The following is a 14,394-nucleotide window of genomic DNA, read 5'->3' on the forward strand; positions in this document are numbered from 1 at the left end:
GGAAGACGATCTGGGTCCTGCGTCCGATCAGCCACACGTCAGCGTGGGCGTCCCCCAGTCGCCGTGGTCGTTGCCGTTGCCGTCCCCCGCGTCGCCGACCTTGAGGTCGAGCACCTGGGCGCCGCTGATGTCGACGTCGATCGGCACGGCGGCCTGTTTGCCGCGGATCGTCGGGGTGGTGACCAGGGTCTTGCCGTCGGCGATCACGGAGAAGGTGACAGTGCCCGCACCGTTCGTCTCGTCGTCGACGCCGACGTACGCCGTCAACCGCGAGCACTGTCCGGCGAGGTACAGCTCGACGTCGCTGACGGAGTTGGTGCCCAGGCCCTTGGCGTAGCCGACGCCCGCGATGGTGATCGGACGGCCGTCACCGGCCGCCTGTTCGCCGACGCTGGTGTCCCGTTCCACCGGGCCCCACCCGTTGGTGGACGACAGAAACGGTAGTCCGCTCACGTCGCTCTGTCCGGCGGGCGGAGCCGTCGGGATCCCCCGGACGATGCGCTCGTCTTCGCCCACGGCCTGCCGCCCGTTCTGCCGGTAGTTCACCGTGGCGGTGAGCGCAGAGGCGGACGGCAGCGTTCCGGCCGGCGGTTCGACCTTCCAGGTGAAGGTGGCCGATGTGCCCGGTCGCAGGCTCTTGACCGACGTGGGGCTCGGGGCGCCCACGCTCCAGCCGTCGGGCGCGGTGAGCGACGCCGTCAGCGCGGAGGCGGACTGTCGGTCCTTCGGCACCCGGACCGTCGTCGTGGCGGTGAAGGCCTGTCCCGGCTGGGCGGTGTCCGGCACGTCGAGGGTGACATCCGCTCCCGGACGCTTCGGCATCGCGTAGGTCCGGGCGTCGTAGCGCGGGCTGTCGTTCTGCGCGACGCGCAGGGAGGAGGCGTAGCTGCCGTAGTCGGTCAGTGAGACCTGGCCGAGGCCGCCGGTGCTGCCGTCGAGGTTCCACACGGCGATGGCGATGCTGTTGCGGCCGTTCGGGTTCAGGATCCCGTTGGGAACCGGGAAGGTGTGCTGCGGGCCGAGGTAGTTGACGTAGTTGCCGACCTGCCAGCCGTTCACGAAGATCGTGGCGCGGTACTTGCGTGCCGGGTCGTCCGTGAACGTGAGGCCGAGCGAGGTGTCCTGACCGCGCGGCAGGTCCAGGGTGACGTCGTCGCGGTACCAGGAGACCCCGGGTGTCGTGTCGGTCGTCGGGAGGGAGACGCGGTTCCACTTGCCGTCCGGGTAGCCCGGCAGGGACCAGCCGGCCCGCTCGCCGTAGAGGCCGCCCGTCGACAGTGGACCGCGGACGGTGTCCTGGAGGTCTTCCCCGCCCCGTACTCCCTGAAGGCGCCAGGTGACGGACGTGAGGGGCGCACCGACAAGGGAGGCACTGGTCAGGCCCCGCGCGGCCTTGTTGCCGTTGGTGGAGTTGTAGTCCTCCTCGTGTCCCATGTTGACGGTGAGGACGGAGATGACGTTGTCGCCGGTGGACTTCACCGCACCCGCCGGGAAGGTGAAGTCACCGCTGCCCGTGGTGGAGCTGCCGAGAAAGGTCCCGTTGAGCCAGACGGAGAACGCCTGCGCGTCTCCTCCCGAGTCGGAGACCAGGTGGATGCCGGTCTCCTTACCGGTGGCGCGGAAGCGGCCCCGGTACCAGGTGTTGCCGGTGTGGAAGCCGTAGTCGTCCGCGTAGAGCACCGGTGGCGAGTTGACGCCGGAGACGCTGTTGGTGGTCGCCTTGTCGGCCACCTGCCAGCTGGTGTCGTCGAAACCGGCGGACGCTTCGGGGGACTCCTCGGCGTGCTTCCAGTTGGTGAGGGCCGGCAGGTGTACGGGGGCGGCGACCGGGATCTTTCCTGTACGGCTGCCCGTGTCACCGGCGTGGGTGGTCAACATCCTGCCGTTCCAGGTGACTTGGGCGGCGGAGGTGAACACCTCGATGTTCTTGTCGTCGGCGTTGTCGCCGGTGAGCGCCACGGTGTGGCCGCCGTGCAGACTGGTCGCCGTGCGCAGCAGGTGGGTGCCGCGCACGAGGACCGGGCCGCTCGCCGTGTCCTGCCGCCAGAAGGTCTCCGCCGTAGCCTTGTCGCCGACGAGCAGGAGCAGCGGGCGGTTTCCGCCGCCGTCGATGCTGATGCGGATCAGGCCCTTGTGCGTGTAGTTCAGGCGGAGGTCACCGGTGGACGCGTCCCAACTCGTCGTGACCGTACCGCCGGTGGCGGTCACGGTGGGCTCCGTGGCGTAGCGGAGGACCGTCTCGCCGTCGCTGTCCTGGTCGCCGTAGAGCACGGCGACGTCCCGGTCCCCGATGGTCGCGTGGGTCATGATCTCGGAGGTCGAGTACTGCAACTGGGCATCGCCGAGGCGGTAGTTGGCCACGATGACGTGGGAGTCGCGTCCGTCGAGGGTGATCGCGGTGCCGGGCTGCTGCGGCACGACCGGGTAGGTCGGCTCCACAGTGGCGGCCGTGGGCACGTCGATGGCGTCGACGGCCACGTAGTTGTCGGTGGATCCCGAGCTGTGGTTCCCGGCGACGACGATCTTCAAGGTGTGCGCGCCTGCCGTCAGTCCGGTCTTCTGGAAGAGCACCGCCTGGCTCTCGCTGCCGGAGTCGTCGACCGTGGCCACCTTGGTGCCGTCGAGGTAGACGTCGGCGTTGCCGTGGTTGTTGGTCTTCGAGCCGATCCAGCGGATCGCGGTGCCGTCGAAGGGAACGGTGAGCGAGTCACCGGCCGTTTTCGAGAACGACTCCGTGTGCTTGTAATCGCCGCCGGTGTAGCTGGTGTTGGCCACATGGGACCACGAACCGGCGTACTGCAGCGCGGAGTCGGGGTCGTCCCAGGTGTAGGTGGTGTCGTTGGTCGGCTGGGCGTTGAAGTCCAGGGAGATGTGGGTCCTGTCCACTGCCGTGGAGGTGGAGTTGCCGTGCCGCAGGACGTGGAACTGTGTCTTGGTGTCGGGGTTCATCCGGGCGGTGTCGACGACCGCGGAGTCGTCCGGCGGTGTGGTCCTGATCGCCTCGGTCTTGGTCAGCGGGGCGACCGACTGGGTGAAGTACCCGATGAGCTTGTCCTCGTAGTACTTCGGGTCGAGCTGTCGGGTCTCGCGGATCGCGGCGCCGTAGTCGTACGACGTGTAGTTCTGCGGCATGCCGAGCCAGCCCCAGTTGGTGCCGCCGTAGGTCATGTAGAAGCTCTGCGCGGTCGCGCCCACGGCGATGTTCTGCTTGTAGAAAACGTTGGCGAACTGGTCGTTGATGAGCTGGGCGCACTTGTCGTAGCCCGGTCCGCCCCAGGGGTCGAAGGCGCCGCCCTGGAACTCCGGTGAGTACAGCGGCTTTCCGGCCGGGTGGTCGTAGCTGATGTCGGGGACGCCGTTCCACTTCGCGGGGTTGGAGCAGTTGAAGCCCTGCGGGTAGGAGTCCGGGCCGTCGACGTCCAGGGCGCCGGTACCGGAGTTGAAGGTGCCGTTGTTGTTGCCGGTCAGCGGGACGGTGATGCCGTCGGCGCGGGCCTTGTCTTCGAGGTGCTGCATGTACGAGCGACCCGCGGCCGAGCCGTTGTAGTACTCGTTCTCGACCTGATAGGCGATCACCGACCCGGTGCCGTTGGTCAGTTGGTGGCGGGCGATGATCCGGTCGATCTGCGTCAGCCACTCGTCCGCGTACTTGAGGAACTGCGGGTCGTCGCTGCGGTTGTTCCCGGCCTTGGTGCTCAGCCAGCCGGGCAACCCGCCGCCGTCGACCTCCGCGTTGATGTACGGCGCCGGGCGGGCGATGACGTAGAGCCCGGCCTCCTGGGCCATGTCGAGGAGCTTGTCGACGTCCCGTACCCCGGTGAAGTCGTAGACGCCCGGCTTGGGCGAGTGGTAGCCCCAATCGAAGTACAGGGAGGTCGAGTTGAAGCCCGCGGCCTTCATCTTCTGGAAGATGTCGCGCCACAGGTCCTGGCTCGGGAGCCGGAAGTAGTGGAACTCGCCGGACCACAGGTAGGTGCGCTGCCCGTCGACGAGGAACGAGTAGCCGTCGAGAGTGACGGTGTGCGCCTGCGGACTGACGGCGGAGGCGTCCGAACTGACGGCAGACGACTGCTCGCCGACGTCCCGCGCCGCCGCCGTGGCCGGCGCCGTCATGCCCGCCGCGAGGGCGATGGTCGCGGCCGTCGCGAGGACGGCCCTCCACCACCGGCGTCGACCGGGTCTCGCACCTTCCGAACCGTTCCGACTACCCCGCACGGCGGCCTCCAGACCGACTGGGCGAACAGCATCAAACAGACTCAGGCAAAGCCGAACAGTAAAGGTGCACAGGGCTCACCACAATGGGTCGGGAGAAGACAGTTGAGGCGCCGGTTCCCGGGCTCGCGTCCGGGAACCGGCCCGGCGTCGTCAGGACCGCCGGTGCCTCAACTGCCTTACTGGTGCCTCACTGGCACCTCACAGGTGCCTCACTGGCCGAAGCCGTACGCGAACAGGTGGTCCGCGCCCGTCGAGCCCGTCACCGGCAGCGTGATCGACGCGACCTGCTTGGACGCGTCCAGCGGGACCTTGGTGGCGAAGACGTAGGCCTTGACGTTGTCCCGGCCTCCGCTTCCGGTGTTCCGGTAGGCGGTCGTGACGGCCGTCGTGTCTCCCGGGAGCGGCGTGCTGCCGCCGCCGTTGAGCGTCCAGTCCGAGAACCCGATCGTCGCTTTCGAGGTGGTGCCGTCCGTGTAGGTGACGGTCACCGTGCCCGAGACGCCGCTGCCGTCGGTCGGCGCGTTGGTCGCCGTCCCCAGCAGTCCGAGCGACGCACCGGACGCGCCGGACGGCATCGGGATGGTCTGGCCGGCCATCTCCAGGTTGTCCAGCTGCCCGGCCGTCACCGTCGGCCAGGTGTAGGAGATGCCGTCTGCGGTGACGGTCGAGCCGCTCGTGACACCGGCCGCCGACAGGGCGTTCTGCGAGAAGGCCCAACCGCCGTTGTCGAACCCGCCCGAGAAGGAGGTCCCGTCCGGGTAGATGCCCTCGTTGGTGGCGTACGGCCACAGCGCGCCCGACTTCGCCACGGCCACGCGGAGGGTCGCCCCGCTCAGGGCCGCACCCGTGCTGTGGTCGGTGAGCGCGAAGGCGACCGGATAGGTTCCCTCGCTCGCGCCCGCCGTCACCCCGACCTTCGCCTCGGCGCTGCCCGTCGCGGGTACCGTCAGCGAACCGGACGACGTGTCCAGCGAGACGCCGGAGGGCGCCGTCGCCTTCCAGTCGACCGTGACGGCCGCGCTGCCGAGGTTGGTCAGGTCGAGGGTGCCGTCACCGGACGCGCCCGGTTGGAGCACCAGGCCGTCGCTGGAGGGACCGGTCGCCGCGAGCACCCGGCCGCCGCCCGTGGTGTCCGAGGGCGGAGCCGCCGAAGGGGCGGACGCCCAGGCCTTGTCGGGCTCGGTGCCGAGTGTGAAGTCGAGCGTGCCCGCGCTCTGGAACTGCTGATAGCTCAGCCAGGAGCTGTTCCACGCCTTGCCCTTGACGGCGAGCGCCTGCACGTACGGCGCGTCGGGCGCGGCCTGCGGTGCGTTGATGCCGACGGTCTTGCCGTTGCCGAGGGTCACCTTGGCCACCGGGAACGCGGGGCTGCCGAGCGCCAGGGTGTCCGTGCCCGGGGTCTCCGGGTACATGCCGAGCTCGGACCAGACGTACCAGGAGCTCATGGCACCGAGGTCGTCGTTGCCGAACGAGCCGACGGGCGCGTTGAAGTACAGGTTCTGCTGGGCGTCGCGGACGGCCGCCTGGGTCTTCCACGGCTGGCCCGTGTAGTCGTACTCCCAGGGGATCTCGACACTGGGCTCGTTGCTCAGGTCGGCGTCGGTGTTGCCGGGGTGCGTGATGTCGTCGAGCAGGCTGTCCAGGTAGGTGGAGTACGCCGCGTCGCCGCCGCGTGCCTGGATGAGCTGGCGCAGGTTGAAGGGGACCATCGGCGTGTACTGGGCGGAGGTGCCCTCCACGAAGCCGTTGGAGGTGCCCGGGGTGAAGCCGCCCGCGAACTGGCCGTCCTTGTTCTTGGCCTGCATGTAGCCGGTCTGCGGGTTGAAGACGTTCATCCAGTCCTGGGCGCGGGTGGCGAACTTCTCGTAGACGTCGGTCTTTCCGAGCGACTTCGCGAAGGCGGCGACGGCGTAGTCGGCGGAGTCGTATTCGAGTTGGGTGGAGACGGGGCCGTAGAAGTTGCAGCAGTTGTAGTCGTTCTCGTCGAGCGGGAGGTAGCCCTTCGCGTCCCGTACCGGCTCGCCGGGGCGGTCGTTGTTCGGGACAGTGGCCTCGTGCTGGAGGGCCGAAAGGGCCTTGGCCGTATCGAAGTTGGTTGCGCCGAAGGCGTACGCGTCGGCGATGATGCCGGCGGCCGGGTCGCCGACCATGACGTAACTCTCGCCGTTGTTCGAGGCCCACTTGGGCAACAGGCCTGTCTGGTCATAGCCGTTGAGCATCGAGGTGACGACGTCACCGGCGACCTTCGGCTCGACCAGCGCCATCAGCTGGGTCTGGGAGCGGTAGGTGTCCCAGCCCGAGTAGTTGGCGTACTGGGCCTTCTGTCCCTTGGCCAGTGTGTGGACCTGGTTGTCCATGCCCATGTACTGGCCGTTGTCGTCGGAGAAGACGTTCGGGTGCAGCAGCGCGTGGTAGAGCGCGGTGTAGAACTGCGTCTGCTGGTTCGCGGAGCCGCCGCCGACCTGGAGCTTGGTCAGCACCGCGTTCCAGGCGTCGTGGTTGGCCTTTTCTGCGGCGGCGAGATCCCACTTCTTGATCTCGGTGGAGAGGTTGTTCGCCGCTCCGGCGTCGCTCGTGTACGAGATGCCGACCTTGGCGTTCACCGTGGGGTTCGAGGCGGTGTCGAAGGTCAGATACATGCCGTTCGCGCCGGTGGTGGGCGGCTGGGCGGCAGCGGATGTCCGCGGTGCGGCGCTGGATGCCGGTGACGGCGTGCCGGAGTGCTTGGTCGCGCTTGTGTGGATCGTCGGGGCGGGCTTCGCCGGGACGGTGAAGTGCTTCTCCTTCAGCGGCGCCGACTTCGTCTTCTGCGGGGCGAGTTGGACTTTGCCGGCCTTCAGCGATTTCGCGTCGGGGGTGATGGTGCCGCCGACCCAGGTGCCGCTCGCGGTGAACGGTCGGTCGAACTTGATGTCGAAGTGCAGCGTGTATCTGTTGGCGGCGCCGCAGAAGTGGCCGCTGTCGATCGCGCCGCTGATCTCCTGGCTGTTCACGACCTGGACGCGGGTTCCGTCGATCTGGGTGGCACCGCCGCTGAGCTTGAACAGCAGGTTCGCCTGCTGTCCCGCGGGGAAGGTGAAGCGGCCGAGACCGGCGCGGGTGGTGTCGGTCAGCTCGGTCTTGACGCCGTTCGCGTCGGTGACCTTGTAGTAGCCGAGCCCCGCCTGCTCGTCGGCGTGGCTGAAGCCGGTGGACGTGGTGCCGAGGTCGCCCGACAGTGCGCCGGTCACCGGCAGGATGGGCAGGTCGCCCGCGACGGGGCAGCCCGGGCCCGAGATGTGGGTGAGGCTGTAGCCGGAGATCTTGTTGTCGTTGTACTCGTAGCCGCCGCCGTCGGGGCGGTCGGGCGTGGTGTCGGGCCCCCACTGGACCATCCCGGCCGGCATGTCGGGGCCGGGGAAGGTGTCCACCGCACCGGAGGTGCCGATGAGGGGGTTGACGAGGGAGGCGGGGTCGGTCACCAAGGCCGGAGTCGCGCCGCTCGCGGCATAGGCGTTGCCCACCGCCGGGAGCGGGAGGACGGCCATGCCCAGGACGCAGAACAGGGCGAAATATCGGCGGGATCTCTTGCGGTCATGTGGCGCAGCTGAATGTCGGGGTCTCACCATCGGTTGCCTCCGCAGCGATTCGTGCCTGGCACAACAGGTGCCGACGCACCGAGATCCCGGCACGTCGGCGACAGGCAACAGTTCCGGTCGCCCCCGACGGCCTGACAACGTTGCCATGCACGAGTGTCGAGTGAAACGTGTGAGCTGATGGCGTGTCAACGAGGCCAACGGGACTTTCTGAAAGCGAAGTTCACGGACGGGTGCGTACGGCGACGGCACCACAGGGCGATGCCAGGGTTCCGGAGCGGCCGGACCCGCATTGCCCGTGTGCGCAAACCCCGTCGCAAACCTGTCGACCCGACCGCCTACCTCTCGAATCGGTCGCGCAACCGGCGGGCCCGGCAATGGTTCCGGCAAATATCTCCCTGCACTTGGTCAGCCCGACGCCATGAGACGCCCATTCCCCAGTTCGGATACGGCTCCTGGATTACGCCGCCTCCGCCGGAGGCATCCGGCGCGACCGAACAGAATGGGCGCCATGCATTCAAGTCGAGCGGACAGCCGCACCGGGTCGCAATTGCCCCGCTCTTCCGCCGCCACGTTTCTTCAACTCCCCAGCGGTGCCAGGGTGGTCAGCCATCCGGAACCGACTACCGCGTTGGAATCCGAAACGGTCAGAAGCTGCGGAGCCCATCTCGTCGTGGTGCGGCGCGACGACGAACTCCCGGGCTGGCCGGCAACCGTTCTGAACCGCGACCACACCCAGAGTCATTGGGGCTGGCTGAAGCGTATGCACGTACTTCCCGAAGCCCAGGGCGCGGGGATTGGATCGGCGATGCTCGACACCGCCGTGGACATCTGCCGTTCCGTGGGGCTGAGTCAGCTCCATCTCACGACCGACGGGCAGAGCGGGCCCGTGGATTTCTACGGGAACAAGGGTTTCGTCGAGGTCGGTCGTATGCCGCGCAACACACTCGCTGCCGACGGCAGTCTGCACGACGAGGTGTATATGGTGCGCGAATTCGAGAATGCCCAGGCATAACGCGCTCCTTGGGCGTAGGCGGCTTCCTCCTCGGCGCGGTCAGGAGTCCTTCTCACCTGCTCTCGCGAAGCGCGTCTCGGCGGTTGCGGCAGCGACGGCCACGGAGACGGCGAGGAGGCCGACGACGAGTGGCAGTCGGACGGACACACCCGTCAGGGAGCCGGCCAGTGCCGTGCCGGCGGATCCGGACGTGATCTTCAGAGCCGCGACCCAGATGAAGACCTGGCCGCGCGCTCCGCTCGGCGCGTACTCCGTGCGGGCCGCGAGGGTGGAGGCGAAGAAGAAGGAGTTGAGGATCCCCGTGAGGGCGTAGGCCGCGACGGACACCGCGAAGGCGGGGCTCACGGTGACGGTGAGGAGGCCGGCGACGACGCCCAGGGCGAGGCGGCGCATCAGCCGATCCGGGGCGCCGGTGAGCGGGAACGTCATCACGGCTATGGACCCGGTGAGATTGCCGAGGCCGTAGGCGGCGGTCAGCAGGGCCGCGGTGGCGGGCTCGATGCCGAGGATCTTCGTCAGGTGGACCGCGGTGATCGGCAGCGTGGCAACGCTCAGGGCGACGACCATCGTCAGGTAGACGGTGCGCCGGAGCCGGCCCGTGCGGGCTATCAGCGCGAGGGTCGCTCCTGGCTTGAGGATCGCCGCCCTGTCGCCACCGTGCGACGGCGGGGTGAGGGGCAGCAGCAGGACACCGCCCGCCGCGGTGGCCGCTCCGAGGGCGAGTGCGAGAGCCGCGGCGGTGGGCGAGACCCAGCCCGACAGAGCGGCCACCAGGGACGGGCCGACGGTCCCACCGATGCCGTAGGTGGCCACGTCCCAGCCCTGGGCCCGGCGCTGGGTGCGCAGTTCGGGTCCGACGATGGCGGGCAGTCTGCTGCTGATGCCGCCGGTCAGCAGCGGCCCGCAGGCTCCGGCCGTGGCCAGCAGCAGCGCGGTCAGTACGACGGGCGAGTGGCCGTACGTCAGGACACCCGCGGTCAGCGCGGTGGCGTACAGGAGGCAGGCCGCCGCGATGACCTTGCGGCCGTCCCGGGCGAGGTCGAGCGTCCGCGCGACGAAGGGGCCGAGGAGGTGCGGGGCGGTGATGCAGGCGCCGAGTACCCCGGCGAGCGTCCCGGAGCCGCCGGACGAGGTGACGAGCAGTACGACGGCGACCACGGCTCCGCCGTCCGCGGTGCGGGCGAGGGCCGCGGCGACGACGTAGCGCACCAGGCCGCCGACGCCGCGTCCGGGTGGCGGCGAGGCCTCCCACGACCTGGGTGTGGTGCTTGCCGCGTTCTGCGGGTTCACCGCGTTCGTGCTCAGGAGGTGAGCCCGAGGGTGTCCAGCGCGGCGGCAACCTCTTGGCGGGCGGTCTCGTCCAGCCCCCGCAGCGGCAACGGCAGGTTCGGCTCTTGCGTCAGGCCCAGGTGGGAGGCGGCGGCGGAGATGACGCGCAGGCTGCCGTGGCGGCGGAACAGGGCCCACAGCGGCTCCAGTTGCTCCGACAGGTCCACCGCAGGGCCTGCATGGCCGGACTGGGCGGCGCGGGTGATGGCGAGGGCGGTCAGCGGGAAGGTGCCGCCGAGGACCGAGTACCAGGCGTCGCACCCGGCGTTCAGACCGCGCGCGGCCGTCCAGTCCCCGCTCACCCCGATGGTGACGGTGTCGGGGATCAGCGCGCGCAGCGCGGCGACCCGGAGTTCCGCCTCGCGCGGGCCGTCGGGCACGCCGGGGATCTTGATCGAGCCGATGTTGGGCAACTGCGCGATACGGCCGTGCAGTTCGTCGGTGAAGTGGACGTGCGTGGTGCCCGGGTTGTCGTAGACGCACAGGGGTACGGAGAGGTCGCGTGTGACGTCCTCGTACAGGCCGAACACCTCGTCCTCGGTGAGCAGTTGATACGTCATCGGGGCGAGCAGCACTCCGGAGGCGCCCGCCTGCTGGGCGTCCTCGGCCAGTTGCCGCACGTGCGCGGTGCGAAGCGCGCCGATGCCGACGATGACGGGTACCCCGTCGGCGGCCTCGACCGCGATCTTCGCGGCATGGGCGCGCTGTTCCCGGGTGAGGTACGCGTAGCCGCCGGTGGAGCCGAGCGCACCGATGGAGTCCACGCCTGCGGCGGCGAGTCGGGCGACGAGCGCCGCGTACGCCGTCTCGTCGATGCCCTGCTCGTCGGTGGGCGTGAGGGGGAAGGCGCTCAGGCCGCGGAACATGATGACTCCTTGAGTGAATGGGGCGTTGGTGACGGTCAGTTGGCCGCTGCGCGCAGTTCCGCGACGACCGCGGCGAGTGCGGTGGCGAAGGCCTCGGCCTGCGGTTCGGTGAGGGTGGCGGAAGTGACCCGGATCGCGCCCTGGTGAGCGGCCGGATCCGGCGCGAAGAGGTGGCCCGGCCGCACCGCCCAGCCCCGCTGCGCCAGGGCCGCGACCACGGCCCGTGCGTCGACGTCGAGCTGGACCCATACGTTCAGTCCATCAGGCCGGTGCGGGACCTCGATGCCCTGCGCGTGCAGTTGCTCGACGAGCAGGCCGCTGCGCCGTGCATAGAGTTCGCGGGCCCGTTCGTGGAGTTCGTGGACTCGGGGATCGCGCAGGAGTTCGCGGGCGATGTGCTGCAGCAGACGGCTGACCCAGGCGGTGCCGGCGCTCAATCGCGCTTCGAGTCGCGCAGTGGTCTCGGCGTCGGCGGCGACGAGGGCGAGTCGCAGGTCCGGTCCGAGGAACTTGGAGACGGACCGCACAAGTGCCCAGCGTGGACTGCTCGGTGGTGTGATCCGGTGGTACGACCGCGCGGAGACCGCCGAGAAGTGGTCGTCCTCGATCACCAGGACCTGGGGGTGTTCCGCGAGGACCGCACGCAGGTCGGCCGCCCGTTCCCCGGTGAGGCTGGCGCCGGTCGGGTTGTGGGCCCGGGGTGTGCAGACGACCGCGCGGGCGCCCGCCTCCAGGGCGGCCCGCAGGGCGTCGGGGCGCATGCCGGCGCCGTCGACCCCGACGGGTGCCGTGCGGTAGCCGTTCAGGCGCAGGGTGCCGATGCTCGCCAGGAAGCAGGGGTCCTCGATCGCCACCAGGTCCCCGCGGGTGAGGTGGGCGTTCAGGAGCCGCTCGGTGGCGTCCACCGCTCCGTGCGTCACCAGCATGCGGAACGGCTGGTCGATGTCCTCGGAGAAGTCGGCGCAGGCCCAGGTCTCCAGGCCGGGGTCGATGGCGGGCACGCCGTACAGCGGCGGGGTGTAGTCGCCGCGCCGGGTGGCGGCCAGGATGTCGGGCAGCAGCCTCGGGTCGGGGTTGCCGCTGGCCAGGTCGACGCAGTCGCCGCCGACCCCGACGCCTTCGCGCGCGAGCTGCGGGACCACCGCGACGACCGTGCCGCCGCGGCCCCGCGTCTCGGCCACTCCCGCCTCGACGAGCCGTCGGTAGGCGAGGGCGACCGTGTTCCGGTTGACGCCCAGCTCGGCCGCGAGCGTCCGTACCGGGGGCAGACTCGACTGCGGTGCCAACTCGCCCGAGGCGACCGCGTCCCGCACGCTCCCCGCGATCTCGGCCGCGGTGACGCCCCTGATACCCACGTGATCGGCTCCGTCCGCGCAGAAGGAGTCATCCGCGCAGCAGGATTCGTCCTATGCCAAAGTTTGTCCTATGCCAAACATACGTCACTGGCGACCGCAGACGCCAACGACATCTCCTGCTCCTGTCCGTGGTCCCTGGTCGAGCGGGTGAAAACCCTGGACGTCGCCGGGGCCGGCTGCTTGCCTGAACATGTGCGTCAACGCCAGGGGGAAGCGGGGAAGCATGGACAGCACGCTGATAGCCGCGCTCATCGGTGCGGCGGGCGGCGGCGTCGCCACAGCCGCCGGTGGACTGCTGCGCACCCACAGCAATGCCCGCACGGCGGCCAGGCTGATCTACGCCGAACTGACCAGGAACAGCACGGCAGTTGCGTACTACCGCAGATACGGGCACTGGGCGGCGCCCGCACCGAGCCGCACCGCGTGGGACGACCACGGGCCGCTGCTCGCGCGCAAACGCGACAGCGGGATCTTCGAAGCCGTACTGCGTGGCTACGAGGCCCTGGAAGCGATGCCGTTCATCACCGGGGACACGGTCTCCGAGGAGGCCCGCGAGGATCTGGCCCGGGACGCCGTGCAGCGGCTGGTGCGGGCGATCACGGAGATCGGGGAGGTGGCCCGCATCTCCAAGGGCCAGATCCGGGCGTGGACGAGCCGGCTTGAGCTGGTCGAACGCAGCGCCAGTCCGCTGGAACCCGCGCTGCTGCACTCCAGCGTGGTCCCGCTGCTCCTGCTGGAACGGCTGACCGACCAGGCCCCGCCGCAGTTCGTCCTCCGCCGTGCCGAGGTGTACGTGGAGGAGGGGCGCGTCGTACGGAACCCGGACCTCGCGTCGGCCGCCGACGTGAAGCACGTGGTCTTCGACGCCCGGTGGGGCACGGACCTCAACAGCCTTTCCACCGTGGCCCGTTCGACCGGTCACGGCCCGGCGGGTGACCCGGCCGTCGACGAGGCGTACGAGGGAATCGTGGCCACGTCGGACTTTCTGCGGGAGGTCTTCGGCCGCGAGTACGTCGCGACGCCCGGCGAGGGACCCATCGCGGCGGTCGTCCACTACGACCGGAAGTACAACAACGCGTTCTGGAACGGCGAGGTCCTGGTCCTGGGGGACGGCGACGACCGGATCTTCACCCGGTTCACCAAGTGCGTCGACATCATCGGCGTCGAGGTCTGGAAGGGAATCCGCGAACTGAGCCTGATCCCCTACGACGGACAGGCCGGGGCCCTGCGCAACTCGATCTGCGATGTCTTCGGAGTGCTGCTCAAGCAGTACACGCTCGATCAGACCGTGGATCAGGCGGACTGGCTACTGGGCGCCGGGTTGCTGGCTCCCGGCGTCGACGGCCGCGCGCTGCGCTCGCTGAAGGATCCCGGCAGCGCCTACGACGACGCCGTGCTGGGCACCGACCCGCAGCCCAGGACGATGGACGGCTACGAGCACACGGAGCACGACAACGGGGGCGTGCACCTCAACTCGGGTATCCCCAACCACGCGTTCTACCTCGTGGCCGAGCGCCTCGGCGGCAAGGCGTGGGAGCGGGCCGGACAGATCTGGTGGGCGGCCCTCACCAGCGCCGAACTCCACGAGAACGTACAGTTCGCCGACTTCGCCCGCCTGACGGCCGCCGCGGCGCTCCATCGCTACGGCGAGGGCGACGAACACCGCGCGGTCATCGACGCCTGGTCCGCCGTCGGGGTCAGTGAGTAGGTGCCCCACACGACCCTCCCGTAGTGTTCCATCCCACCCCTCACACCCACAACATCCGAGGTCAGCGCGGTGCAGCGGTCCTCACCAGGGAGTTCGTCGGAAGTCCTGCGCGCGCTCCGACGCCCGCATAGCGTGCGGTGACCGGGACCGCTCCCCCGCGTTCTCGCGGTCGGCACTTCTTGGGGCCCACGACCCACTAGGAGACCTTGGAATGTCCACCGACAGCTCCGAGTTACACCCGCTGCGACACCGGCCCGCACGTCACGCCTCCCCCACCCCGCCCGCTCCGTCGCCCGCCCCGCACAGCAGCAACTGGCGTGCGGTACGGGCC

The 14,394-nt window shown here is 69.6% G+C and carries 7 protein-coding genes; 2 read left to right on the top strand and 5 right to left on the bottom strand.

The annotated features are described in order from the left end of the window. Positions 1-27: 27 nt before the first annotated feature. Entirely contained in the window at positions 28-4,113 is a 4,086-nt protein-coding gene (locus JHN45_RS33795) for a beta-galactosidase (protein WP_236584411.1), read from the bottom strand. Between the two features lie 311 nt (positions 4,114-4,424). Beyond that, positions 4,425-7,742, bottom strand: a complete 3,318-nt coding sequence (locus JHN45_RS33800; protein ID WP_236584412.1) for a lectin — start codon at positions 7,740-7,742, stop codon at positions 4,425-4,427. 559 nt (positions 7,743-8,301) lie between these two features. Between JHN45_RS33800 and JHN45_RS33805 the strand changes: the two genes are divergently transcribed. Next, positions 8,302-8,805 carry a GNAT family N-acetyltransferase gene (locus JHN45_RS33805; RefSeq protein ID WP_201052892.1) on the top strand — a complete coding sequence of 168 codons (504 nt, stop codon included), beginning with the start codon at positions 8,302-8,304 and terminating at the stop codon, positions 8,803-8,805. 39 nt (positions 8,806-8,844) lie between these two features. Here JHN45_RS33805 and JHN45_RS33810 read toward each other — a convergent pair whose 3' ends face one another. The 3 genes from JHN45_RS33810 to JHN45_RS33820 are packed head-to-tail and all read right to left on the bottom strand — an operon-like array spanning position 8,845 to position 12,355. Then, positions 8,845-10,095, bottom strand: a complete 1,251-nt coding sequence (locus JHN45_RS33810; RefSeq protein WP_307783269.1) for an MFS transporter — start codon at positions 10,093-10,095, stop codon at positions 8,845-8,847. A gap of 11 nt (positions 10,096-10,106) precedes the next feature. Then, on the bottom strand, positions 10,107-11,000 hold the full coding sequence (locus JHN45_RS33815; RefSeq protein ID WP_201052895.1) for a dihydrodipicolinate synthase family protein: 894 nt from the start codon (positions 10,998-11,000) through the stop codon (positions 10,107-10,109). Between the two features lie 35 nt (positions 11,001-11,035). Further along, complete coding sequence (locus tag JHN45_RS33820; RefSeq protein ID WP_201052897.1) at positions 11,036-12,355, bottom strand: aminotransferase class I/II-fold pyridoxal phosphate-dependent enzyme; 1,320 nt, start codon at positions 12,353-12,355, stop codon at positions 11,036-11,038. Positions 12,356-12,578: 223 nt separating this feature from the next. Between JHN45_RS33820 and JHN45_RS54500 the strand changes: the two genes are divergently transcribed. Then, positions 12,579-14,063, top strand: coding sequence for a M4 family metallopeptidase (locus JHN45_RS54500; RefSeq protein ID WP_307783270.1), 1,485 nt, complete (start codon positions 12,579-12,581; stop codon positions 14,061-14,063). The last annotated feature ends 331 nt before the right edge of the window (positions 14,064-14,394 follow it).

Source organism: Streptomyces sp. MBT53, from assembly GCF_016654115.1.
Classification (GTDB): Bacteria; Actinomycetota; Actinomycetes; order Streptomycetales; family Streptomycetaceae; genus Streptomyces.

Bases quoted from the DNA above. Each gene is read 5' to 3' on its own strand.
- JHN45_RS33800 (WP_236584412.1), bottom strand. From the start codon at position 7,742: ATGGCCGTCCTCCCGCTCCCGGCGGTGGGCAACGCCTATGCCGCGAGC.
- JHN45_RS54500 (WP_307783270.1), top strand. From the start codon at position 12,579: ATGGACAGCACGCTGATAGCCGCGCTCATCGGTGCGGCGGGCGGCGGC.
- JHN45_RS33795 (WP_236584411.1), bottom strand. From the start codon at position 4,113: ATGACGGCGCCGGCCACGGCGGCGGCGCGGGACGTCGGCGAGCAGTCG.
- JHN45_RS33805 (WP_201052892.1), top strand. From the start codon at position 8,302: ATGCATTCAAGTCGAGCGGACAGCCGCACCGGGTCGCAATTGCCCCGC.
- JHN45_RS33815 (WP_201052895.1), bottom strand. From the start codon at position 11,000: ATGTTCCGCGGCCTGAGCGCCTTCCCCCTCACGCCCACCGACGAGCAG.